The sequence below is a fragment of the Actinoplanes sichuanensis genome (assembly GCF_033097365.1).
Classification (GTDB): domain Bacteria; phylum Actinomycetota; class Actinomycetes; order Mycobacteriales; family Micromonosporaceae; genus Actinoplanes; species Actinoplanes sichuanensis.
On record NZ_AP028461.1, the window covers coordinates 5,915,925 to 5,939,134 of the forward strand.

18 protein-coding genes and 1 pseudogene are annotated in these 23,210 nt (G+C 70.6%); 11 read left to right on the forward strand and 8 right to left on the reverse strand.

The genetic code is table 11. The features are described 5' to 3' along the window. Window positions 1-84: 84 nt before the first annotated feature. Both Q0Z83_RS27300 and Q0Z83_RS27305 read right to left on the reverse strand, forming a co-directional pair. The gene (locus tag Q0Z83_RS27300) at window positions 85-1,314 is read right to left on the reverse strand and encodes a L,D-transpeptidase (protein WP_317796859.1); all 1,230 of its coding nucleotides are present in this window, start codon (window positions 1,312-1,314) and stop codon (window positions 85-87) included. A gap of 158 nt (window positions 1,315-1,472) precedes the next feature. Continuing rightward, window positions 1,473-1,772 carry a hypothetical protein gene (locus Q0Z83_RS27305; RefSeq protein ID WP_317796860.1) on the reverse strand — a complete coding sequence of 100 codons (300 nt, stop codon included), beginning with the start codon at window positions 1,770-1,772 and terminating at the stop codon, window positions 1,473-1,475. Between the two features lie 129 nt (window positions 1,773-1,901). Here Q0Z83_RS27305 and Q0Z83_RS27310 point away from each other — a divergent pair, with 129 nt between their 5' ends. Next, window positions 1,902-2,351: a GNAT family N-acetyltransferase gene (locus Q0Z83_RS27310; protein WP_317796861.1), complete on the forward strand. Its 450-nt coding sequence runs from the start codon at window positions 1,902-1,904 to the stop codon at window positions 2,349-2,351. Window positions 2,352-2,458: 107 nt separating this feature from the next. Next, window positions 2,459-3,223 carry a hypothetical protein gene (locus Q0Z83_RS27315; RefSeq protein ID WP_317796862.1) on the forward strand — a complete coding sequence of 255 codons (765 nt, stop codon included), beginning with the start codon at window positions 2,459-2,461 and terminating at the stop codon, window positions 3,221-3,223. A 251-nt stretch (window positions 3,224-3,474) separates the two neighbouring features. On the opposite strand, the gene Q0Z83_RS27320 is transcribed toward Q0Z83_RS27315, so the two are convergent. Further along, the gene (locus Q0Z83_RS27320; protein ID WP_317796863.1) at window positions 3,475-3,954 is read right to left on the reverse strand and encodes an Lrp/AsnC family transcriptional regulator; all 480 of its coding nucleotides are present in this window, start codon (window positions 3,952-3,954) and stop codon (window positions 3,475-3,477) included. A 113-nt stretch (window positions 3,955-4,067) separates the two neighbouring features. Here Q0Z83_RS27320 and Q0Z83_RS27325 point away from each other — a divergent pair, with 113 nt between their 5' ends. Together Q0Z83_RS27325 and Q0Z83_RS27330 are read left to right on the forward strand one after the other, a co-directional pair. Next, entirely contained in the window at window positions 4,068-5,249 is a 1,182-nt protein-coding gene (locus tag Q0Z83_RS27325) for a trans-sulfuration enzyme family protein (RefSeq protein WP_317796864.1), read from the forward strand. Continuing rightward, window positions 5,246-7,582, forward strand: coding sequence for a transketolase-like TK C-terminal-containing protein (locus tag Q0Z83_RS27330; RefSeq protein ID WP_317796865.1), 2,337 nt, complete (start codon window positions 5,246-5,248; stop codon window positions 7,580-7,582). Before Q0Z83_RS27325 ends, Q0Z83_RS27330 begins: the two co-directional genes overlap by 4 nt. A gap of 2 nt (window positions 7,583-7,584) precedes the next feature. Here the strand turns inward: Q0Z83_RS27330 and Q0Z83_RS27335 are convergent, their stop codons facing one another. Then, entirely contained in the window at window positions 7,585-8,817 is a 1,233-nt protein-coding gene (locus Q0Z83_RS27335; protein ID WP_317796866.1) for a low temperature requirement protein A, read from the reverse strand. Between the two features lie 97 nt (window positions 8,818-8,914). On the opposite strand from Q0Z83_RS27335, the gene Q0Z83_RS27340 reads away from it, so the two are divergent. After that, on the forward strand, window positions 8,915-10,423 hold the full coding sequence (locus Q0Z83_RS27340; protein ID WP_317796867.1) for a hypothetical protein: 1,509 nt from the start codon (window positions 8,915-8,917) through the stop codon (window positions 10,421-10,423). A 15-nt stretch (window positions 10,424-10,438) separates the two neighbouring features. Here Q0Z83_RS27340 and Q0Z83_RS27345 read toward each other — a convergent pair whose 3' ends face one another. Continuing rightward, the gene (locus tag Q0Z83_RS27345) at window positions 10,439-13,597 is read right to left on the reverse strand and encodes a LamG-like jellyroll fold domain-containing protein (RefSeq protein ID WP_317796868.1); all 3,159 of its coding nucleotides are present in this window, start codon (window positions 13,595-13,597) and stop codon (window positions 10,439-10,441) included. Window positions 13,598-13,895: 298 nt separating this feature from the next. On the opposite strand from Q0Z83_RS27345, the gene Q0Z83_RS27350 reads away from it, so the two are divergent. Next, window positions 13,896-15,242, forward strand: coding sequence for an endo-1,4-beta-xylanase (locus Q0Z83_RS27350; RefSeq protein ID WP_378079219.1), 1,347 nt, complete (start codon window positions 13,896-13,898; stop codon window positions 15,240-15,242). A gap of 15 nt (window positions 15,243-15,257) precedes the next feature. Here Q0Z83_RS27350 and Q0Z83_RS27355 read toward each other — a convergent pair whose 3' ends face one another. Both Q0Z83_RS27355 and Q0Z83_RS27360 read right to left on the reverse strand, forming a co-directional pair. Beyond that, window positions 15,258-15,914, reverse strand: coding sequence for a response regulator transcription factor (locus tag Q0Z83_RS27355; RefSeq protein ID WP_317797142.1), 657 nt, complete (start codon window positions 15,912-15,914; stop codon window positions 15,258-15,260). Window positions 15,915-16,024: 110 nt separating this feature from the next. Then, the gene (locus tag Q0Z83_RS27360; protein WP_317796869.1) at window positions 16,025-17,179 is read right to left on the reverse strand and encodes a sensor histidine kinase; all 1,155 of its coding nucleotides are present in this window, start codon (window positions 17,177-17,179) and stop codon (window positions 16,025-16,027) included. Between the two features lie 123 nt (window positions 17,180-17,302). On the opposite strand from Q0Z83_RS27360, the gene Q0Z83_RS27365 reads away from it, so the two are divergent. Together Q0Z83_RS27365 and Q0Z83_RS27370 are read left to right on the forward strand one after the other, a co-directional pair. Next, entirely contained in the window at window positions 17,303-18,439 is a 1,137-nt protein-coding gene (locus tag Q0Z83_RS27365; RefSeq protein ID WP_317796870.1) for an alpha/beta hydrolase, read from the forward strand. Beyond that, window positions 18,436-19,536 (forward strand): acyltransferase family protein, encoded by a 1,101-nt coding sequence (locus Q0Z83_RS27370; RefSeq protein WP_317796871.1) that lies wholly within the window; start codon window positions 18,436-18,438, stop codon window positions 19,534-19,536. Before Q0Z83_RS27365 ends, Q0Z83_RS27370 begins: the two co-directional genes overlap by 4 nt. Here Q0Z83_RS27370 and Q0Z83_RS27375 read toward each other — a convergent pair. Then, window positions 19,508-19,975 carry a peroxiredoxin gene (locus Q0Z83_RS27375; protein ID WP_317796872.1) on the reverse strand — a complete coding sequence of 156 codons (468 nt, stop codon included), beginning with the start codon at window positions 19,973-19,975 and terminating at the stop codon, window positions 19,508-19,510. The genes Q0Z83_RS27370 and Q0Z83_RS27375 overlap by 29 nt on opposite strands. A gap of 147 nt (window positions 19,976-20,122) precedes the next feature. Between Q0Z83_RS27375 and Q0Z83_RS27380 the strand changes: the two are divergent. The 3 genes and pseudogenes from Q0Z83_RS27380 to Q0Z83_RS27390 all read left to right on the forward strand — a co-directional run. Next, window positions 20,123-20,986: pseudogene (locus tag Q0Z83_RS27380) on the forward strand (glycoside hydrolase family 43 protein); the annotation flags it as partial. Window positions 20,987-21,016: 30 nt separating this feature from the next. Continuing rightward, window positions 21,017-21,454 (forward strand): CBM35 domain-containing protein, encoded by a 438-nt coding sequence (locus Q0Z83_RS27385; RefSeq protein ID WP_317797143.1) that lies wholly within the window; start codon window positions 21,017-21,019, stop codon window positions 21,452-21,454. A gap of 94 nt (window positions 21,455-21,548) precedes the next feature. Beyond that, window positions 21,549-23,210, forward strand: a complete 1,662-nt coding sequence (locus Q0Z83_RS27390) for a serine/threonine-protein kinase (RefSeq protein ID WP_317796873.1) — start codon at window positions 21,549-21,551, stop codon at window positions 23,208-23,210.

The window sequence follows — 23,210 nt, forward strand, 5'->3', positions numbered from 1 at the left end:
CGGCGGGCGTCCTCCAGCGCCCGGTCCACGGCGTCGAAGAGGACGTCCACCGGTCAGCGCACCGCCAGACGAGCCACCGGCAGGTCAGTCACCGTACTTGTCGAAGGGAACCGTCCAGTCGCCGATGCCGTTCCAGACCTCGAGGTCGCGCGGACTGTTCCGAACGTCGACGATGTCGCCGAGCATGAAGTTCTCATACACCCACTTGGCGTCGGCGGTGCTCAGGTTGATGCAGCCGTGCGACAGGTTGGCCCGGCCGAGCGAGCCGTTCCACGGGGCGGCGTGCAGGAACTCGCCGGAGTAGCTGATCCGCGCGCAGTACTCGATGTCCTTCGGCGCGTAGAAGTTCGGGTCGTTGGGGTCGGTGACGCCGTAGCTCGCCGAGCTCATGGCGTGCACGCGCTCCTTGGTGAGCACGACGTGCGGGCCGCCCGCGGTCCAGTAGTTGATCTTCTGGCCGTTCGCCCCGGTGGTGTAACCGCCCTTGCCGAGGCTGCTCTTCATCGAGCGGACCAGCTTGCCGTCGATGTAGACCTTCGTCATGTGCGTCCGGTTGTCGCTGATCGCGATCAACGCCCGGCCGATCTTGAAGCTGGCCGACGAGTTCTTCGCGCCGTAGACGGTCTTGCCGAGCTTGACGCCGAAGGCCTTCACCGAGACCTTGATCTGCGTGCCGGCGGCCCAGTACTTCTTCGGCCGCCAGTGCACGGTCTTGTCGTCACGCCAGTAGAACTTGCCCTCCACGGCGGGCGAGGTCTCGATCTCGATGGCCTTCTCGGCGGCGGCCTTGTTGACCGACCGGCTGAACGCGATGATCACCGGCTGGCCCACGCCATACGTCTTGCCGTTCTTGAGGGCGGTCATCGAGTTGGCCTGGAAGGTGACCTTCGCGGTGTTCGCCGGCTTCACCGTGCTGAACGTGGAGGTGTGCTCGCTGTCCACGCCCTTGCTGTCGGCGGCCGTCGCGACCACCTTGTAGCTCTTGCCGTAGTCGAGGTCGTCATCCGACTTCCAGGTCCCGTCGGCCTGGATGGCACCGCTGACCCTCGTCTTTCCAGAGGTGACGGTGACCGACTTGAGAGTGCCCTCCTCGGCCGTGACCACGATCGGGTTGGCCGGCGACACGTCCTTGGTGCCGCTCACCGGGGTCATCGCCACCCGGGCCGGCACCGCGGCCTGCTCGGTCTCCGCCACCGGCTCGACCCAGGCGGTGGAGCCGTCGGCGCCCTTGCTGCCGGAGGCGGTACACCCGGCGGCGGTGGCGACCGCGGCCACGCCGAGTGTGCCGATGATGACCTTACGTCGCTGAATCATGGCTCTCACAATCGAGGGGTCCCGGTCGGCGCCATCCATGGCCGTTACCGATAGATGACGGGGCTGCGGCCCGAAACGTTGCCTGCCGAGTCGATCAAAACTTCGAGGGCCATCATCCTGACAGATCTACATCTCCCGCGGTATCCCGGATACGTGCCTCAGCTGCCCGGAATGGACTCCTCTGCACCCTCCTCGGCACTGACGAGCTCGGCGATCGCGGCGAAGAAAGCGCTGATTCCGGGCAGGTTCGCACCTTTCGCCCGGGAGGTCGCGAAGTCCTCCGGAGTGCGCCAGGTCACGATGTCCAGCCATTGATCCCCGGGCAGCCGGACGAGCCGGGCGTCCAGGAATCCGGCGCGGTCGGCCCGGAAGTCGGCGAGCATCGCCGGACGAGCCTGGAGCAACTCGTCGACGCGGGACGGTTCGACACGGAAGCGGGTCAGTTCGACTGTCGTCATGCCACCAATTTAGTCACCGATTCTTACTATCACAAGAGGTGACTATCACAGGGGTCCCGATGCGCGGCGCCCTTCCCGACCTGATGCAGGATGAGCCCGGCCGCACCGGCCCGAGGAGAGGAAACCGACATGATCAAGGTCAGCCGCGCCACCGCCGAGGACCTGCCCGAGGTGGCCGCGCTGTTCGCCGGGTACCTGGACTTCTACCACCGACCGGCATCGACCGAGCGGGTGCTGGCGTTCCTCCGCGAGCGGCACGAACGCGGCGAGTCCGTGGTCTTCCTGGCCCGCACCGAGGACGGCACACCGGCCGGCTTCGTGAACGTCTACCCGACCTTCTCGTCGCTCTCGATGGCCCCGGTCTGGACACTGAACGACCTGTTCGTCTCGGCCACCGCCCGGCGCACCGGCGCGGGTCGCGCACTGGTCCGGGCGTGCGCCGACGAGGCCCGGGCGGCGGGTGCGGTGGCGGTCCAGCTGCAGACCGCGCCGGAGAACGAGACGGCACAGGCCCTCTACCGCTCGGAGGGCTTCCAGCCGGACACCTTCGCCGCCTACTGGCTGCCGCTCACCGCATGACCGGAGGCGACAGCCCGGAGGCGCGCCCACCTCCCAGACCGCAACCGCCCCATCATCAATCGATGCCTTACGATGCCTGGGAGCGCTCCCAATGATTGGAGGCAACGGTGCGTAACCTGTTCACCGCGGTCGTGGCGGCCGCACTGCTCGGCGCCACCGCCGGCAGCGTCCCGGCCGACGCGGCCAAGCCCGCGTCCTGCGGCCGTGACCTGCTCTTCTGCGAGACCTTCGATCGGCAGCCGCTGGGCGGGCCGGCCACCACCGACTGGGGCGTCGACACCCGCAACGGCACCCTCACCGTCGAGCGGGCCCGCCACGGCCGGGTGCTGCACGTGAACACCGTCGACAACGGGCGCGCGTTCCTGCGCATCGACGATCTGACCGTGCCCGGGGACCGGCTCTACGGCCGGATGCGGCTGCGCGTCGACGCCTTCCCGACCGCACCCGACTGGGCGCACTTCACCCTGGTCGAGGCGACCGGGACGGGCAGCAGCGAGGTCGTCCGGCCGATCGGAGGGCAGTACGCACCGACGGTCCCGGGCGTCTTCTGGGGTGTCGGCGCGGACGGCGGGCCGACCGGCGACTGGACGAACTGGCGCGAGTCGGCTCCGGTGACCGAGGACCGCTGGCAGTGCTTCGAGTGGCGACTCGACCGGGCCGGCAACCAGGTCGCGGTGTGGATCGACGAAGTCGCCAACCCGGAGCTGACCGCGTCCACCACCGAGCACGGCGGGGCCGATGTGCCGTTCGTGCTGCCCGCGGTCGACACCGTCAAGGTCGGCTGGCAGCTCTACCAGGCCGGCACCACCCCCGGCACGTTCGACCTGTGGATCGACGACCTCGCCCTGAGCACCCGACGGCTGGGCTGCTGACCGGCGCCCGAAACCCGCACGGCACCCGAAACCCGCACGGCACCCGAAACCCGCACGGCACCCGAAACCCGCACGGCACCCGAAACCCGCACGGCACCCGAAACCCGCACGGCACCCGAAACCCGCACGGCACCCGAAACCCGCACGGCACCCGAAACCCGCACGGCACCCGAAACCCGCACGGCACCCGAAACCCGCACGGCACCCGAAACCCGGGCGGCGGCCGAACGAGCGGCGATCACGACAGCAGGTCAGGCTCGCAGGACTCCGGCGCCGGGGCGCACCTCGAACACCAGGTGCGTCTCGGTCTGCCGGACCACCCGGTGGCTGGTGACGTGACGCAGCACGAAGTCCCGCAGCGCCTCCGCGTTCTCCACCGCGACGTGCAGGTAGAAGTCGTCGGCCCCGGCCACGTGGAAGGCCTGCAGCACACCCGGGGTCGCGGCCAGCGCGTCGTACAACTGGCTGACGTTGGCCATGGTGTGGCTGCCCAGCCGTACCTTGATCATCGCCTGTAAGGGGTAACCGAGCAGCGCCAGGTCGAGCTGGGCGCGGGCACCGGTGACCACCCCGGCCTCACGCAGCGCCCGGATCCGGTAGGCACAGGTGGACTCGGCCAGACCCAGGCGCCCGGCCAGCGCCTTGTTGGTGACCCCGGCGTCCTCGGCGAGCGCCCGGAGCAACCGGTGATCGACGTGGTCGAGGGTGACCGGCCGTTGCGGGTTCCGCAAAGTGATCGCTCCAAATCGCCGCCGCACTGCAGAAAAAGTCGAATTATGGCCGAGTGGTTACCGATTCGACGGCGACTCTATGTTCGGGTTGCGATTTCCGGAACCCTACGACCATGACGAGCCCTCTGCACAGCGACTCGGTGGCGGTGCACGCCGGCCGTGCGGACCTCACCGCGCTCGGCGTGCACGCGCCACCCCTGGACCTGTCGTCGACCTATCCGCTGCCCGATCCGGAGCGGGGCGGGGAGTCGTACGAGGCGATGGCGACCGGCGGCCATCCACTCGCCGACGGCGGCGCCGTGTACGCCCGGCTGTGGAACCCGACGGTGGCCCGGTTCGAGTCGGCGCTGGCCCAGCTCGAGCACACCGAGACGGCGGTGGCGTTCGGATCGGGCATGGCGGCGATGACCGCGGCGATCCTGGCGCACACCGCGATGACCGGCCGGCGGCACGTGGTCGCGGTCCGCCCGCTGTACGGCGGCACCGACCATCTCCTGGCCTCCGGTCTGCTCGGGACCGAGGTGACGTTCTGCGCCGAGGCCGAGGTCGGCGACCGGATCCGCCCGGACACCGGCCTGGTCGTCCTGGAGACGCCGGCCAACCCGACCCTGGACCTGGTCGACATCGCGGCCGTCGCCGAACAGGCCGGGAACGTCCCCCTGCTGGTGGACAACACCTTCGCCACCCCGGTGCTGCAGAATCCGGTTACTCTCGGGGCCACCATGGCCCTGCACAGCGCGACCAAATACCTCGGTGGCCACGGCGATGTGGTCGCCGGGGTGATCGCCTGTGGCGAGGAGACCGCCGCCGGACTGCGGCAGGTCCGGGCGGTGACCGGCGGGCTCCTGCACCCGTGGGGCGCCTACCTGCTGCATCGGGGTCTGGCCACGCTGCCGGTCCGGATGCGCGCCCAGCAGGACAGCGCCGGTCGCATCGCGAGGTGGCTGACCGGGCATCCGGCGGTGGCCCGTGTGCACTATCCGGGGCTGGACGGCGACCCGCGCGGGCTGCTGTGCCGACAGTCGCGCGGCCCCGGGGCGATGGTGTCGGTCGCGCTGCGCGGCGGGTTCGAGGCAGCCTGCCGGCTGACCACCGGCACCCGGCTGTTCACCCACGCCGTCTCGCTCGGCGGGGTGGACTCGCTGATCCAGCATCCGGCCGCCCTCACCCACCGGCCGGTGGCGGCGCACGCCCGGCCGTCCGCCGACCTGGTCCGGCTCTCCGTCGGCCTGGAGCACGCCGACGACCTGATCACCGACCTCGACCGAGCCCTCATGTCCCGGAGTTCCCGATGACCCATCCCGCCCCCGACGTCGACGTCCTGCGCGAGATCGCCCGCCGGGTGCTGTGGCTGTCGGCGTCGATCGTCGACGCCGCCAACGCCGGCCGGCCCAACGACTCCGGCGTCAAGGTGGGCGGTCACCAGGCCTCCAGTGCGTCGATGGTCGACATCATGGTGGCGCTGTGGTTCGCCGAGCTGACCGCCCAGGACCGGGTGTCGGTCAAGCCGCACGCCTCGCCGGTGCTGCACGCGGTCAACTACCTGCTCGGCGACCTCGACGAGGCGTATCTGCCGAGGCTGCGGGAGAAGGGCGGCCTGCAGTCGTACCCCTCACGGTTGAAGGATCCGGACACCGTCGACTTCTCCACCGGGTCGGTCGGGATCGGCGCGACCGCCGCCCTCTGGGCGGCGATGGCGCACCGCTACCTGAGTTCACAATTCGCCGGTACGCCCACCGGCGGCCGGTTCGTCAGCCTGCTCGGTGACGCCGAACTCGACGAGGGCGCCATCTGGGAAGCGGTGATGGACCCGGCCGTGGCCCGGATGGGCGAGCTGCTCTGGGTGGTCGACCTGAACCGGCAGTCGCTGGACCGGGTGGTGCCGGACATCCAGATCGCCAAGCTGCAGGGCATGTTCGCGGCGGCCGGCTGGCAGGTGGTCGTCCTCAAGTGGGGCCGGATCATCTCGGAGCTGTTCGAGCGGCCCGGCGGCCAGGTACTGCGGGCCCGGCTGGAGGCGATGCCGAACGAGGAGTACCAGCGGATGCTGCGGGCCGGTCCGGCGCAGACCGCCGAGCGGATCCTCGCCGCCGGAGACGCGTTGCCCGGCGCGCCGGAGCTGAAGGCGCTGCTGGACGAGTTGGACCCGGCCGAGCTGGCGGCGGCCGTCCGGGACCTGGGCGGCCACGACATCGGGCTGCTGGTGGACACGTTCCGGGCGGTCGACGCGGACGCGGACCGGCCGACCGTGGTGTTCGCCTACACCGTCAAGGGCCGTGGGCTGCCGACCGAGGGCCACCCCAACAACCACTCGGCGCTGCTTACCGGCGCGCAGATGGACGTGCTGGCCGAGTCGTCCGGGGTGGACCGGGCGACGCCGTGGCAACGGTTCGATCCGGACAGCCGGGCCGGGCGCTGGTGTGCCGAGCGGGGCCGGGTGCTGCGCCGGGAGCCGGTCGCCGCCCCGGCGCCGGTGTCCGTTCCGGCCCAGCTGGGACACGCCTACCGCAAGCCGATCAGCACCCAGGCCGCGCTCGGCCGACTGCTGGCCGACCTGCCGCGGGACGCGCCGTCGGCGGCCGCCCGGGTGGTCACCTGCTCCCCCGACGTCGCCTCGTCGACCAACCTGGGTGGCTGGATCAACAAGACCGGGGTGTGGGCGGTCCAGGACCGGCACGACTGGTTCGCCGACGACGCCGAGCGGGTGCTGCGCTGGCAGGAGAACCGCACCGGCCAGCACATCGAGCTGGGCATCGCCGAGGTGAACCTGGTGTCGCTGCTCGGCGAGCTGGGCGCGACCTGGTCGCGGTGGGGTGAGCGACTCATTCCGATCGCGACGCTGTACGACCCGTTCGTGTCGCGGGCGCTGGAGCCGTGGTCGTACGGGATCTACGCGGGCGGCCAGTCGATCCTGGTCGGCACACCGTCCGGGGTGACCCTGGCGCCGGAGGGCGGTGCCCACCAGTCGATCACCACACCGTCGATCGGGCTGGAGCAGCCCGGCTGTGTGGCCTGGGAGCCGGCGTTCCCGCAGGACCTGGAGTGGTGTTTCCTGCACGCGATGAGCCGGGTCGGCGTACCGGACGGCACGTCGGCGTACTTCCGGCTGTCCACCCGGCCGATCGATCCGCAGCTCGCGGCCGTGCCGGACGATCCGGCCCTACGGGAGCGGCGTCGTCGGCAGGCGGTGGCCGGTGGTTACCGGCTGCCCGCCGAGCATCCGCTGTCGGCCGAGGACGTGACGCTGGTCGGGGTGGGCGCGATCATGCCCGAGGTGATCGCCGCCGCCGAGGCTCTGGCAGCCGAGGGCGTCAACGCCGGGGTCGTCTGCCTGACCAGCCCGGATCTGGTGTTCCGCTCGTTCCAGCAGCGCGGCGCGCGGGAGTCCGGGGTGGGCGGGGACATCGTGTCCGAGCTGTTCCCGGACGGCCGCCGAGCGCCGCTGGTGACCGTGCACGACGGGCATCCGCACACGCTGGCGTTCCTCGGCGCGGTCCGCGGCGACCGGATCAGGTGCCTCGGCGTGACCGAGTTCGGTCAGTCGTCGAGCCTGGCCGACGCGTACCGGCTGCACGGCATCGACACGGTGTCCATCGTGGACGCGGCGCTGACCGTGACCGGCCGCTGAGGTCAGACCTTGGCCACCTTGATCTCGCCCTGCCGGTGCTGGTGGATGCCGGTGGCGACACCGGCGATCAGGACCGCCGCGCAGAGCCCGGTCAGCACGGCCGGGCTCAGGTCCAGCAGCATGATGACGGCGATCGCCGGGACGCCGAGGCCCGGCCAGATCAGCGCGGGACGGTACCGGCGGGACAGCACGCCCTGGATGACCGCGGCGCTGAGCAGGTAACCGGCCAGGCCGATGCCGAGCACACCGCGGGTGCCGGCGGCGAGATGGTCGTCCGAGCCGTGCGCGATGGCGTGTTCCAGGCCGACCGCCACCGCGGCCAGGCTGACCGCGACCGGCAGGTGGGCGTACACGTAGAAGTCGTGCACGCCCTCCCGGGTGCGCTCGCCCTCCTGGACCAGGCGGCGTTTCGCGGCGCCGCCGGACAGGTCGAAGTAGGACCACCACAGGGCCGCCGCCACCAGGAACGCCGCCACCGCGGTGATCGTCGTCCCGGACGTCCACTTCCCGTCGTGCAGGCCGTGCACGGTGGCCGCGACCGACTCGCCGAGTACCAGGATGACGAAGAGCCCGAACCTCTCCGGCAGGTGCTCCATGTGCAGCGGCGGGGCGTCCGGCCGGCGGGCGCTCAGCGCCGGACCGAGCAGGTCGACGAACACCCCGGCCGCCCACAGGACATACCGACCGGGCGCCGGCACCATCAGCGACACCAGCCAGAACGCGCCTCCGGCGGCATGCCCGAGGAGGTACGGCCGAATCCCGGCCCGGGTCTCCGGAAGCGTCCGCCACACCCGCAGGTAGCCGATGGTGAGCACCACCCGCAGCAGCACGTAACCGGCCACGAACCAGGTCCAGGCCGGGCCGGTGATCTGGTCGGCCGCGGCGGCCATCATGATCACGCCGCCCATCCCGGTCAGGGTGAGCAGCCGGAAGATCGCGTCGTCGGTGTCGAACCGGTTGGCGTAGAGGGTGGTGCTGGCCCACGCCCACCAGCCGACCGCGACGACGGCCGCGAACCGGAGCCCGCCGGTGGCCGTCTCGTCCTTGGCCAGCAGGTCCGCGCATCCGGCCACGAACAGCACGAACGCCAGGTCGAAGAAGAGCTCCAGCCGGGTGGCCGACCGGTTCGACTCCTGGTTGACGTCCGGCTCACGGACGAGCTCGCGCTCTTCCCGGTCCTCGCGCTCCAGGCGGGCACGGTCCTCGGCGGTGGCGGTGTTCGATTCCTCGGGCACGGCTCCGAGCTACCCGCAGAGGTCCGGGCCCAACCGGGTCGGCTGGACACGGTGACGAACAATCGGAGTCCTTCACTCCCGTCGCCAGGAGGTTTCGGTGGGTCGTGCGCTGCGATGGGTTCTTCCGCTGGTCGGGATCACCGCGCTGTTCCTCTGGTGGGCGTCCTACGCCACCACGATCGTCGCCTGGGAGCTGCGGAAGCTGATTCCGTGGCTGGTGCTGGTGCTGCTGGTGGTGGTGCTGTACGCGGCGCCGCAACTGGTGAGCGCCGCCCTCCGGCGCGGTGAACGACAGCCGGACGGGGTCGGCGTGCTGGCGGTTCTCGGTGCGGCGGTCGGGCTGGTGCTCGGGATCGGCTGGCTGGTCTACGACTCGTATCTACGGGACCGGGACTACGCGTCGGCCATGGTGGTGGTCGACGATCCGGTGCCCGGGCTGACCGCGCGGGCGCCCTACCTGGTCGGGACGGCGCAGGCCGCGCCGAACCTGGGCGACGTCACCGGGGAGATCTTCGACATCACCTACCTGCCCGACTCGGACCGGTTCGGCACGCTGGTCGAGCGGCGCGGTTGGCTGTCCGGCTACGAGGTGGGACTGGTCCAGGACGTCCCGCTGGGCAGCAACAGCCGCAGCTCGCAGCGGTGCGCCTTCGACCTGGACGCGGCCGGCGCCCGGGTCGGCGGCTGGTTCGGCCACAACCTGGGCCGCAAGATCTCGGCCGAGCAGCGATGGGTGCGGTTCGACGAGCGGGACGTCTACGTCTACTGCGACGGCGACACCCCGATGGTGGTGGTACCACTGAAACGGCAGGTCGGGGTGTTGACGGTGACCGAGCGGCCGGCCGGTACGGCGCTCTACAACGGACGGACCGGGCAGCTGACCATCACGAACGACACCGCGTCGATCCCCGGGCCGACCTATCCGATCAGCCTGGCCGCCCGGCAGCGGGAGGGCACCGCGGCGGTCGGCGGGTTCGCCGACTGGTGGTTCGAGCGCGGCGGCTGGGACGCCTCCGACGACGGCACCAACGAGGGCAACAACTCCGAGTTCACGTTGCGGTTCGCGGACGGGACCGGCAGCGCGTACGTCACCCCGCTCACCCCGCAGGGCGAGGCGAGTTCGGTGGTCGCGGTGTCCACGGTGGCCACCCGGCAGAGTGGTCTGGGTCTGGCCCCGATGACCGTGCACCGGCTGAATCCGACGTGGTCGTCGCCGGAGGCGGTGGTGGCGCTGATCAAGGCCGAGTACCGGGACGTCTGCTGCTGGAACGAGGACCGGGTGTTCGAGGTGGTGCCGACCGGCGGGACCACGTGGACCGCCACGGTCGGCAGTCCGCAGAGCATCAGGTACCGGATCGAGGGCCGGGGACAGGTCGGCGGCCGGGAGGCGACCTGCCTGAAGACCGCCGAGGGTGCGCTGATCAGGTGTGCGTACGCGGCGCCGGGCTCCCCGGAGGAGCAGGAACTGAAGCGGATCGAGGAGCAGAAGCGGCAGCAGGAGCAGACGAACCAGACCGGCGACCTGAGCAAGCTGACCGATCAGCAGTTGGCCGAGCTGAACACCAGGCTGGCCGAGGAGATGAACCGGCGCCTCACCACGGGGTGAGACGCCGGTCCAGGATCAACGAGCGGTGTAGAGGGCGGTGATCTCGGCGTCGGTCAGCGCCCGGTCGACGGCGTGCACCCCGTCGACCGAACCGGACCAGAAGTCGACCCGGTTGCCGGCGTACTTGGCCCGGCCCACCGACAGCGGCCCGGTGCCGACCACGTCGGGACCGGCCGCCACGGTGGCGGCCCGGACGCCGTCGACGTAGAGACGGATCTCGCCGGTGGCGTGGTCACGGACGCCGGCCAGGTGGTACCAGCGGTTCAGTTCGGGGGTCGTCACCAGACGGGCCCGGTTGCCGCCGGGAGTGCTGAAGGCGAAGGCGCCCTGGCCGTACTGCAGGTAGAAGGGATTCTCGGTGCGACGGCCGTCCTGGCTGACCGCGGTCGCGTAGTTGCCGGGCAGGCGGTCGAGCGTCACCCAGGCCGAGATGGTGTAGTCCTTCGTGGTGTCGAGGACCGGCGCGGCGGTGTCCGCGTAGTCGCCGTCACCGTCGAACTTCAGCGCCGACCCGGTCACGCCCGGGGTCCACGCGGTGTTCCCGGTCAGGGTCAGGTGGCTGTCGCCGCCGCTGTCGCGGGCGGTGGTTCCGGTGTTCTCGTCCAGGTTCCAGTCGCCGTGACCGGGATACGTGCGGGCCTGCCCCGACGTCGCGCCGGCCGCGATGACACGCGCGTTGATCGCCCGTACCGCCGCGGGGTCGACCTTGATCTCTCGCCGGTCGTAGGTCCAGAGGCCGTTGAGCTCGGTCTCCAGGTCGGTGAACTGGGTGTAGACCGAGCCGGACAGCTCGTTGGCCGCGGCCTCCAGGTAGTACCGCTCGGTGTTGTCGACGTACTTGGCGGTCAGGGCCGCCTTGTCGGCGACGCCGCTGTAGATGACGGCCGGCGGGCCGGGCCACATGTGCCCCGGGGTGCGCAGCGTGAAGCCGCCGTGCTCGCCGTCCATCGCGATCCGGGTGGCGTCCGGGTAGGCCGGGTCGTTGTTGACGTAGTCGTGGTGGTCGATCACGTCACCCCGACCGGAGTCGCCCTTGGAGTTGCAGCAGTTGACGCCGCTGTGTGCGTTGAGGATGCGGGACGGGTCCTCGGACTTGATCTGGGTGGCGATCTGGCCGGTGGCGGTGCGGTCCCATTCGCCCCAGCCCTCGTTGAAGACGATCCAGCCGATGATCGACGGGAAGTTGTGCAGCTGGCGCATCATCTCCCGGCCCTGACTGAGGAACGCCTCCTGGCCGGCGGTGCTGTTGATGTCGGCCGACACGAAGTCCTGCCAGACCAGCAGACCCAGCTCGTCGGCGTGCCGGTACCAGCGGGCCGACTCGACCTTGATGTGTTTGCGGACCGCGTTGAAGCCGAGCTTCTTGGTCTCGACCAGGTCGAACCTGAGGGCGGCGTCGCTGGGCTGAGTGTAGAGACCGTCCGGCCAGAACCCCTGGTCCAGCGTCGCCAGCGAGAAGACCGGCTTTCCGTTCAACGTCAACTTCGGAAAACCACCGATATTCTGTACGGCTACCGTACGCAATCCGAAGTAGCCGCGGACGGTGTCGCCGCCCAGCTTCACGTCGACGTCGTAGAGATACGGGTCGTCCGGGCTCCAGAGTCGCGGGTCGGCGATCTTGAGGTTGAGGTCGGTGTTGGACGTACCCCAGGCCTGTGCCGCCTTCTTGCCCTTCTTGTCCTTGACGGTGACGGCAACCTTGGCGGCGGTCGCGGAGGTCACGCGCACGGTGACCGATCCGGTGGCGACGTCCGGGGTGATGACCAGACCGTCGACGGCGACCGGGGCGACCGGCTCCAACCAGACCGTCTGCCAGATGCCGGACGACGGCTCGTAGACGATGCCGCCCGGGTTGAGCGACTGCTTGCCCTTGGGCTGGTTCGGACCGGTGACGTCGGTGACGCCGACGATGATCTCCTGCGGGCCGTGCTTCTTGAGCGCGCTGGTGATGTCGGCGGTGAACGCCGTGTAGCCGCCGGTGTGTTCGGTGACCAGGGTGCCGTTGACCCAGACCTTGGCCTGGTAGTCGACCGCGCCGAAGTTGAGTTTGATCCGCTTGCCGGTCCAACCGTGCGGGACGGTGATCAGCCTGCGGTAGAACATGTGGTCCGCACGCCGCTCGATGCCGGACAGCTGCGACTCGACCGGGAACGGGACGGTGATCTTCTCGGCCAGCCTCTGCCCGAAGACCGGCTGTTCACCGGCCTCGGCGTCGGCGAACTCCCACTGGCCGTTGAGGTTGAGCCAGTCCTTGCGGATCAGTTGCGGGCGCGGGTACTCGGGCAGCGGATTCCGCTTGTCGACCCGATCGCCCCACGGCGTGGTCAGCCGGTGCGTGGACGTGTTCGCCGCCGAACGGATCACCTGCGGAACGGTCTCGCCGCCGACGACCAGGCCGCCGGTGCCGTCGTAGGCGACCCGGACCTTCTGGTTCTTCTGCACCTTCTCCGACAGGGTGACGACGACCCTGTCACGGCTCTTCCGGACGCTCTTGATCGGGAACGGGGTGGTGTCGACCTCGACCTTGAGGTGCCCGGCGAGCGTGCCGAGGCTGTCCACAGTGGCGTCGAAGTCGGCGATCAGCGTCTGCCCGTCGGGCTGCACGGTGAACGCGACCGGGAAGATCTGGAAGCCGTCCGGCGGCGTGAAAGCGCTCTCTGGGACGATCTGCTTGTCGAGTCCGGCGCCCGACCAGCGCAGGAACAGATTCGCGCCGCCGACATCCTGGAACATCTCGATGCGTACGGCGTGCGCCTCTCCGGCCACCAGCGACACCGGTGCGCTGACCTGCTCACGGTCCCAGTCACCGACCCAGTGGTCGATCACCGGCCGCTCGTCGATCAGGAGACGGAACCCGTTGTCGCCGATCATCGAGAACGTGTAGTCGCCGGTCGCCGGGGCGGTGATCTTCCCGGTCCAGCGGGCGGTGGTGTGCTCGGTGCGGCCGGTCAGCGACTCGAACGCGCCGGCCAGGCCGGGCAGGTCGATGTTCGGGTCCAGCACGATCCCGCCGAGCTCGGCGAAGTCGCGGGCGCCCGGAGCGGACATCCGGAAGTACTCGCCCTTCAGGCCGTGCACGGGATCGGCGGCCGAGGCGGGGCCGGCGGGGGCGACGAGCACGGAGAGGACCAGAAGTACGGCGGCGAGCAGGGATTTCGCGGGCAATCGCGGCATCGATTGTTTCCCTTCGATCAACGGCGCATTGCCAACACACTGAACTATTTACATGCATGAAGTCAACAGAAGAAAACAGCTTCGGACACGTTCGCGCGAATCCCGCCATGGACGACTTCCAGAACAGGCCACGCGTAACAGATTCGATTCCGATAGTTGTGGCCAATTATCGGCCCGATTGCAGCGGCGCCGGTCTATCTGACAGCTGAAAGTCCACGTAATATCCGTCGCATGCTTCCGGAAGGTTTTCGGAAGTTTCGGAATGCCCGTTCCCCGCAGGCAAGGAGCTCATCCCCCGATGAACCGAAAGAGTTGGCGGGCCGCCGCCGTCACCGGCGTGGTCGTCGCCATGACCGCCGCCACCGCGATCCTCTGGCAGGGCACCTCGAACGCCGCGTCGACCCTGGGCGCGTCCGCCGCCGAGCGTGGCCGCTACTTCGGCACCGCCATCGCCGGCAGTCGCCTGAGCGACTCGCAGTACACGACCATCGCCAACCGTGAGTTCAACATGATCACGGCCGAGAACGAGATGAAGCTCGACGCCACCGAGCCCAACCAGAACCAGTTCTCGTTCGGCTCCGGCGACCAGATCGTCAACTGGGCCACCGGCAACGGCAAACGGGTCCGCGGCCACACCCTGGCCTGGCACTCCCAGCAGCCCGGCTGGATGCAGCGGATGGAGGGTTCGTCGCTGCGGCAGGCGATGCTCAACCACGTGACCCGGGTCGCCACCAACTACCGCGGCAAGATCTACGCCTGGGACGTGGTGAACGAGGCGTTCGCCGACGGCGCCTCCGGCGCCCGCCGCGACTCCAACCTGCAGCGCACCGGCAACGACTGGATCGAGGCCGCCTTCCGCGCCGCACGGTCGGCCGACCCGAACGCCAAGCTCTGCTACAACGACTACAACACCGACAACTGGTCGCACGCGAAGACACAGGCCGTCTACCGGATGGTCCAGGACTTCAAGTCCCGGGGTGTGCCGATCGACTGCGTCGGCTTCCAGGCCCACTTCAACTCCGGCAACCCGGTGCCCAGCAACTACCACACCACCCTGCAGAACTTCGCCGACCTGGGCGTCGACGTGCAGATCACCGAGCTCGACATCGAAGGCTCCGGCTCCAGCCAGGCCGATCAGTACCGCGGCATCGTCCAGGCCTGCCAGGCGGTCGCCCGGTGCACCGGCATCACCGTGTGGGGCGTCCGGGACAGCGACTCGTGGCGGGCCTCCGGCACGCCGCTGCTGTTCAACGGGAGCGGGCAGAAGAAGGCGGCGTACGACGCGGTGCTCGCACAGTTGAACACCGGGCAGCCCACCAACCCCAGCCCGTCGTCACCCGGCCCGTCCACCAGCCCGACGACCGACCCCGGTGGCGGCGGCTGCACGGCCACCTACAGCGAGGGCCAGAAGTGGAACGACCGCTTCAACGGCCAGGTCACCGTGACCGGCAGTAGCAACTGGATCGTCACCGTCACGGTCGGCTCCCCGCAGCGCATCACCGCCACCTGGAACGTCAGCGCCACCTGGGACTCCAGCGGCAACGTGATGACCGGCCGCCCGAACGGCAACGGCGACACCTTCGGCTTCACCATCCAACACGGCGGCAACTGGACCTGGCCCACGCTGTCCTGCCGGACCGCCTGACGCGTCGGGGCCTGGTCACTCCGGTGGGGTGACCAGGCCCATCTCGTAGGCGATGATCACCAGGTGCACCCGGTCGCGGGCGTCCAGCTTGGTGAACAGCCGGGCCACGTGCGCCTTGGCCGTGGCCGGGCTGATGTGCAGATCGCCGGCGATCTCCGCGTTCGACCGGCCGCGGCCGACCAGGGTCAGCACCTCGCGCTCCCGGTCGGTGATCGTGTCGTCCGGGCGCCGGCGCGGTGGCGTGGTCCGCGGACCGGCCACGAAGTCACGGATCAGGCGGCGGGTCACGCTGGGGGCGATCAGCGCGTCCCCGCCCGCGACCACCCGGACCGCGCCCAGGATGTCGTCCAGCGCCATGTCCTTGACCAGGAAACCGCTGGCCCCGGCGCGCAGGGCGGCATACACGTACTCGTCGTCGTCGAACGTCGTCAGCACCAGGACGCGAGCCGGATCGGGACCGGCCAGGACGTGCCCGGTCGCCTCGATGCCGTCCATCACCGGCATCCGGATGTCCATCACGATCACGTCCGGGCGCAGCTCGCGGGCCAGCCGGACCGCCTCGGCGCCGGTGGCCGCCTCACCGACCACCTCGATGTCGGGGGCGTCGTTGATCAGCACCCGTAGGGCGCTGCGAATCAGCGGTTGATCATCGGCCAGCACCACCCGGATGATCTTCGCGCTCTCCGGATCCCCGCCCGCCGCCGAACCCACCGTGCCCTCCCCCGCGTCCGCCGAACCCGCGTCCGCCGCAGCCGCCGTCCCGGCGTCCGCCTGATCCCTCGTCACCGCGCCGCCGCTCCAGGCAGCGGGATCCGGGCGCTCACCCGGAAGCCGCCCCCGGTGCGCGGGCCCGCGTCGAACTCACCACCGAGCAGGCTCACCCGCTCGCGCATGCCGGTGAGGCCGTTGTGCGTGCTGTCGGCACCGCCGGCCGGGCCGGTGCCGTCGTCGTTGATCTCGATGGTCAGCGTGCCGGAATCGCACCGGACCGCGACGTCGCAACGCCCGACTCCGGCATGTTTGATCACGTTGGTCACGGCCTCCTGGACGATCCGGTACGCGGACAGGTCGATGTCCGGCGGCAGCGGCCGCGGATCCCCGTCTCGACGCAGGTCGACCGTCACCCCGGCCTGCGCGCTGCGAGCGACCAGACCATCCAGATCGGCCAGACCCGGCGCCGGATCGCGGGGCGCGGGACCCGACCCGGCATCGGTACGCCGGAGCGAGCCCAGCATCCGGCGTAGCGCCGCCGCGGTGTCCCGGCTGGTCTCCTCGATGTTGGCGAGCGCGGTACGGGCCTCCGCGGGCTGGGTGTCGATCACCCGACGGCCCATCCCGGCCTGGACCGCGATCACCGCGATGCTGTGCGCGACCATGTCGTGCAGCTCACGGGCGATCCGCAGCCGCTCCGCCTCCACCGCCCGGGCCTCGGCCTGTTCCCGCTGCGCCTCCGCGTGCCGTCGGCGCTGATGGATCGAGTCGCCGACCACCCAGGCGGTGACCACGGCGAGGACCATGATGGTGGAGATGGTCAGCAGGTCACCGGGGTTCTCGAAGAGCAGCAACAGCGCCAGCTGCACCAGCCCGGTGAGGACCGCCGCCGGGATGGACACCCGCCGGGCCCGGTGGGCCGCCACGTTGCCGACCATCACGTCGGCGACGACGATGAAGACCGCGGCGACGGCCCGCTCCGGAATGCCGTCCGAGATGGCGAGCACCGAGACCGCCGCCCCGCCGATCACCAGCAGCACCAGCGCCGCCAGCGGGGCACGGCGGGCCGCACCGACCGGCAGCACCAGGGCCATGACGATGATCAGCCCCTGCACGAGCGGGTCGCCGTCGCCCGGCGCGGCGACGGCGGTGAACAGGGCCAACGGGAAAAGGAGCGCGCCGCCCCAGGCGAGCACGGCACCGGTCCGGCTTCGTACGGTGGACATGGCGCCGACTGTATCGACGCAAAGATCGGCCGGCATCGGCTCGTGGGATTACGCCCGCGGGCGGCCTCCGCTGTGATCCACGGGCCGATGTGACGCCGCCGCCGGCCCGGCACGGTGATCGGCATGCATCTGATCAGACGGTTGCGCACCTTCCTGGCGATGGCCGCGGTCATCGTGGCGCCGGCGGCGGGTGCCGTGCTGGCCCCACCGGCCGCGGCATCGGTGCTCGCCCCGGTCGGCATCGCCGAGTGGCGGGCCGGGGGCCACCCCGACCTGCCGGACCCGATGGCGGCCCGGGACTGGTTCGCGTCCCTTCCCGAGGGTGAGCGGCGCGAGCTGGCGGCCGGCCATCCGGGAGTGGTCGGGAACCTGGACGGCGCACCGGTCGAGCTGCGGTACCAGGCCAACCGGCGGGCCATGCTCGCCGCCGGGATCGACCGGCCGGACGGCGACTTCCTGCTGTTCGACCCGCGGGGACGTGGGCGGGTCGCCGAGGTGTCGGGTGATCTGACCACCGCGCGGCGGATCGTCGTGCTCGTGCCGGGTATGCGTAACCGTCTGCAGAACTTCTGGCGCGGGGTGGGCGGGCAGGCGTACCGATCACCGGCGATCTGGGCCGCGGACCTGCGGAAAGCCGCCTCGGATGCGGATCGGCTCGCGGTGATCGCGTGGCTCGGTTATGACGCGCCGCAGGGTGTCGACGAGGCCGCCCGCGCGAACCTGGCCGAGGCCGGCGCCGACGCGCTGGTCGGGTTCGTGGACGGCCTCGCCGCGGTCCGCCCGCGGGCCACGATCGCGCTGTTCGGGCACAGTTACGGATCGACCGTGATCGGGCACGCGGCGGCCCGGCTCGACCCGAGGGTGACCGACATCGCCGTCTTCGGCAGCCCCGGCCTGGGTGTGGACGACGTCGCCGCGCTGGGCGGCGGCGCGCGGGTGTGGGCCGGGCTCAGCAGCTCGGACTGGATCGGCTGGGTGCCCGGTGGGCGGCTGCTCGGGTTGGGGCACGGCACCGCGCCGACCGATCCGCGGTTCGGGGCCGGGTCGTTCGCGACCGACGATGTCCACGATCACGACCACTACCTGACGCCCGGAACGGACTCGATGGCGGCGCTCGCCCGGATCGCCGCCGCCACCGGCGACGCGACGCTCACGATCGAAACGGGCGAGGCGGCCTTCGCGACCCGCCCGGAAGCGACGGCCTTCGCGACCCGCCCGGAAGAGACGGCCTTCGCGACCAGTTCGGGAGGGGCGGCATGAGTCTGGTCGCGCGGATCGAAGCGGCCACCCCGGAGCATCGGGACCGGACGATCGACGGGCTGCGGGCGGTCGCGATCGTCGGTGTGGTCGTCGGGCACTGGCTGGTCTCGGCGCTGGTCAGCGACCCGACGCGGCCGTCGGACTGGCACGGCGCGAGCCCGCTGCCGGACCGGCCGGCGCTGATCCCGGTGACGTGGCTGCTGCAGACGCTCGGGCTGTTCTTCTTCGCCGGTGGGTTCGCGGCCGCCCGTGCTGACGGCGGTCACCGGGCACTGGTCACCCGGGTCGCCCGGCTGGGACGTCCGGTCCTGGTGCTCGCCGCCGTGTGGGTGCCGGCCTGGCTGCTCCTCAGTGCGGTCGGGGCGCCGGACGACACCCTGCACGTGGTGCGCTCGCTACTCGTACATCCGATGTGGTTTTTGCTGGTCTTTTTGACTTTGACCGGTTTTGCTCCCCTGCTGCGGACCGCGGTGACCAGGTATCGACTGTGGTCGCTGGTTCTGCCCCTCGCCTTGGTCGCGGTCAGTGACGTGACCCGGCACCTGGACGCCGCGGCGTGGCTGCATCCGGTGGCGACGGTGGCGGGCTGGGCCGCGCCGTACCTTCTGGGGATCGCGCTGGCCCAGGACGCCCTGCCCCGCCGGGCCGGTCTCGTGCTGCTGCCGGCCGGTGTCGTGACCGGCGCGCTGCTGGTGCTGGTGGCCGGTTATCCGGCGAGCGCGGTCGGCGTGCCGGGTGACGGCTGGTCCAATCTCGATCCGCCGTCGCTGTTCGCGGCGGCCCTGGCGGCCGCGCAGCTCGGGGTGTTCCTGCTGGTCCGCGACCGGCTCGCCGGATGGCTACGCCGGCCGATCGTGTGGGCGCCGGTCGCCGGGCTCAACCTGATGGCGATGACCGTGTACTGCTGGCATCAGAGCGCGCTACTGCTTGTCGGTTTCGCCGGGATGCTCGCCGGGCCGCTGCCGGGCCTGCTGGACGAGCCGGCCGGAGCCTGGCCCGTCCATCGCCTGCTGTGGCTGCCGGTCTTCGCGCTGGTGCTGGCCGGGCTGTGCGCGATCTTCCACCGGGTCACGCCTTCGCGGCGACCGCCACCTTGAGTGCCTGGGCCGCGTGCTGATTCATGTCCAGCTCGCTGTGGATCACGTCGATGATCTTCCGGTCGGTGCCGATCACGAAGGTCATCCGCTTGGTGCTCAGCGGGCCCAGGCTCAGGCGGCGCTTCACCCCGTACGCCTCGATGGTCTTCGAATCCGGGTCGGAGAGCAGCGGGTAGTCGAACGTGTGCGCGTCCGCGAACTGCTTCTGCTTCTCCACCGGGTCCTTGCTGATGCCGACCCGCTGCACACCCGCCGCCTGGAACTCGGCCGCCAGGTCACGGAAGTGGCAGGCCTCGGCGGTGCAGCCGCGGGTCATCGCCGCCGGATAGAAGAAGAGGACCACGGGCCCGGCGGTGACCAGGTCACTCAGCCGCCGGGGAGTGCCGTCCTGGTCGGGCAGTTCGAAATCGGGCGCGATGTCACCCTTACCGATGTTCACCCGATCGAGCGTACGTGACCGGTGTCGCCGGAACGCACTCCCGTTCTTGACACCGTCTCCCACGAAATGACCATGATGAATCCCCACCGAACGACCTCAGTGGAGGGTTCCATGATCGCGCCCCATGCCGTCCTCGCCGCCCTGGTCATGGCCGCCGGCCAGCTCGCCGCCCCGCTCGCCGCGGTCACCCCGCTCGCCGCGGCCGCGCCGGTCATCGACCAGAACTTCGCCGATCCGGACGTCATGCGGGTCGGCCACACCTACTACGCCTACGCCACCAACAGCGACGGCCGGAACATCAGATGGGCCACCTCGACCGACCTGGAGAGCTGGACGGTTCAGGAGAGCGACGCGCTACCCACCCTGGGCGCCTGGGTCGACCCGGACTGGACCTTCCCACCGGGCGGCTCCGGCGACCGCGGCGTGTGGGCGCCGGAGGTGTTCGCCACCGGGCCACGCAGCTTCGTCATGTGGTACACAGCGCACGACCGGGCCTCCGGCAAACAGTGCATCGGAGCCGCCACCGCCACCTCTCCCGGCGGGCCGTTCGTCCCGCAGGCCACCTCGCTCGTCTGCACCCCGGAGATCGGCGGTGCCATCGACGCGTCCTCGTACCGCGAGGACGGGCGCCGCTACCTCCTGTGGAAGAACGACGGCAACTGCTGCGCGCAGGACACCTGACTGCACCTTCAGCAGGTCAGCGGAGACGGGCTGCGCCGGGTCGGCGCCGAGACCGAGCTGATCAAGCAGAACAAACCGTTCGAGGGCACCCTCGTCGAGGCGCCGACGCTGTGGAAGCACGGCGGCACGTACGTGCTGTTCTACTCGGCGAACTTCTTCGGCAACGGCAGCTATGTGAGCAGCTACGCCACGTCCTCGCGGCTGCGCGGGCCGTACACCAAGGCCGACGTCCCGCTGATGACCACCGACGCGTTCGGCGGCGCCGTCCGCGGACCCGGCGGCCAGGACGTCGTGACCGGGCCGGACGGCCGGGACCGGATCGTCTTCCACGGCTGGGACCCGGGCTTCGGCTACCGGGCGATGTACTCGCGACGGCTCGACTGGCTCGACGCACGGCCGGTCGTCGAGGGCGCCAAGATCCGCTACGAGGCCGAGGACGCGGACTTCGCGCGGGCCAACGCCCGGTACGCCGCCGGCGGCGCGAGCAACGGGGTGGTGGTCGGCGGGATCGACTTCGCCGACAGCCGGGTCACCTTCACCGTCCGCGTCCCCCGGGCAGGCGACTACCGGCTCTACACACGGTTCGCCAACGGGTCCGACGGCGGCGCGGCGAGCCACACCCTGACCGTCAACGGCGTCGCCTCCGGCGCGGTCGACTATCCGGTCACCGGTTGGGACAACTGGCAGGTCAGCGAACGGCAGGTGACCCTCAGGGCCGGAGACAACCTCATCTCGTACGGAAAGGGCGCGCACTACGCGGAGATCGACGCGATCGACGTAGCCCATCCGGCCCATTGAAAACACCCGATGTGCGGATGCCTACTAGCCTGGTCGTGACCAGAATGATCGGCGCGGCGGAGGTAGGCATCCGCCCTCGACGGTGGGGTTTGTCATGAGCGGCTGGGAGCTGTCCGGCTACACGCCTGTTCGCCGGCTCGGCGCCGGGGCGTCGGGCACCGTCGTGCTCGCCACCCACGACGAGACCGGCACCGCGGTCGCGATCAAATACCTGGTGCACGTCCTGGGCGACGACGCGGCGTTCCGGGCCGCCTTCCGCCGCGAGGCGCAACTACTCGGCGAGATCGACGATCCGTACGTCTCCCGTCTGTACGAATACGTCGAGTCCGCCGAGGGCGCGGCGATCGTGATGGAGCTGGTCAACGGGGTGTCGCTGCGGCAGATGCTGCGCGAGCACGGCCCGACCACCCCGGAGGCGGCGCTGGTGGTGCTCAAGGGCTCCCTCGCCGGGCTGGCCGCGGCGCACACCCACGGTGTCGTGCACCGCGACTACAAGCCGGAGAACGTGCTGGTCACCGGCGAGGGGCAGAGCAAGCTCGCCGACTTCGGCATCGCCACCCAGGTCGGCCAGGGCACCGGGACGGTGGTCACCGGCACACCCCGGTACATGGCTCCCGAGCAGTGGACCGGCGCGCCGGCGACTCCGGCGTGCGACATCTATGCCGCCACCGCCACGTTCTTCGAGTGCCTCACCGGCAAGCCGCCGTACGACGGCACGAACCTGTTCGCCCTGCACGAGCAGCACACGAACGCGCCCATCCCGACCGATCCGGCGCCGGAGCCCGTACACGATCTGCTCCGTCTCGGTCTGGCCAAGCAGCCCACCGACCGGCCGCCGCACGCCATCGCCTTCCTCGACGTCCTGGAGCAGGTCGCCGGGGACGCCTACGGCTCGGACTGGGAGGGCCGGGGCCTACGGGAGCTCGGTCGCCGGGCGGCTCTGCTGGCGGCGTTGTGGCCGTTCCCGGACGGCAATGCCGGCGCCACCGCCTTCGCGACCACCGCGCTCGGCACCGGGTCGCGCGGCCGGTTCGGCGGCAACCGGAAGGTGACCGCGCTGGTCGGCGCCGGTGTCGCGGTCGCTCTGCTGCTCGGCGGGATGGGATATCAGTACGCGTCGGCGGCCGAGGAGACCACCGCCGTCTCGGGTGGGCCGACCGCTGCACCCGGGATCGCTCCGGCGACCGTCGGGCCGTCCGGGGTGGCACCCGCGGAGATCTCGGCTACCCCGATCGCCTCGGTCAGCCCGTCCTCGGCCACCGATCCCGGCACCGCTCCGAGTAGATCGCCGTCGGCGTCGGCCTCCGCGAGCAAGTCACCGTCGGCCTCACCCAGCGTTTCGGCCTCGACCTCGGCTTCGCCGTCGGTTTCGCCGAGCCCGTCGATCAGCACACCGCCACCGGACACCACGGCACCGACGGTGGGCACGGTCGGCGCAAACCCGACCCGGATCGAGGGTACGGGGTGCTCGTACGGCCCCCGGACCAGCACCATCACGGCCACCGTGACCGACGACGTGAGCGCCGCCGGAGCGCTGACGGTGACGTTCCGTTACACGTTGAACGGAAGCACCTTCACCGGATCGATGAGCCCGCTCCGTCGGGGAACCTTCCAGGGGACGCTGGGGCCACTCTCGATCCCCAAGACCGCCACCCGGATTCCGGTGTCGGTCGTCGCCGTCGACGCCGCCAAGAACACCGGCCGGTCGGCGTCGCCCACCTACGTGACCCTCGACAACATCTGTACCCCCGGTTAG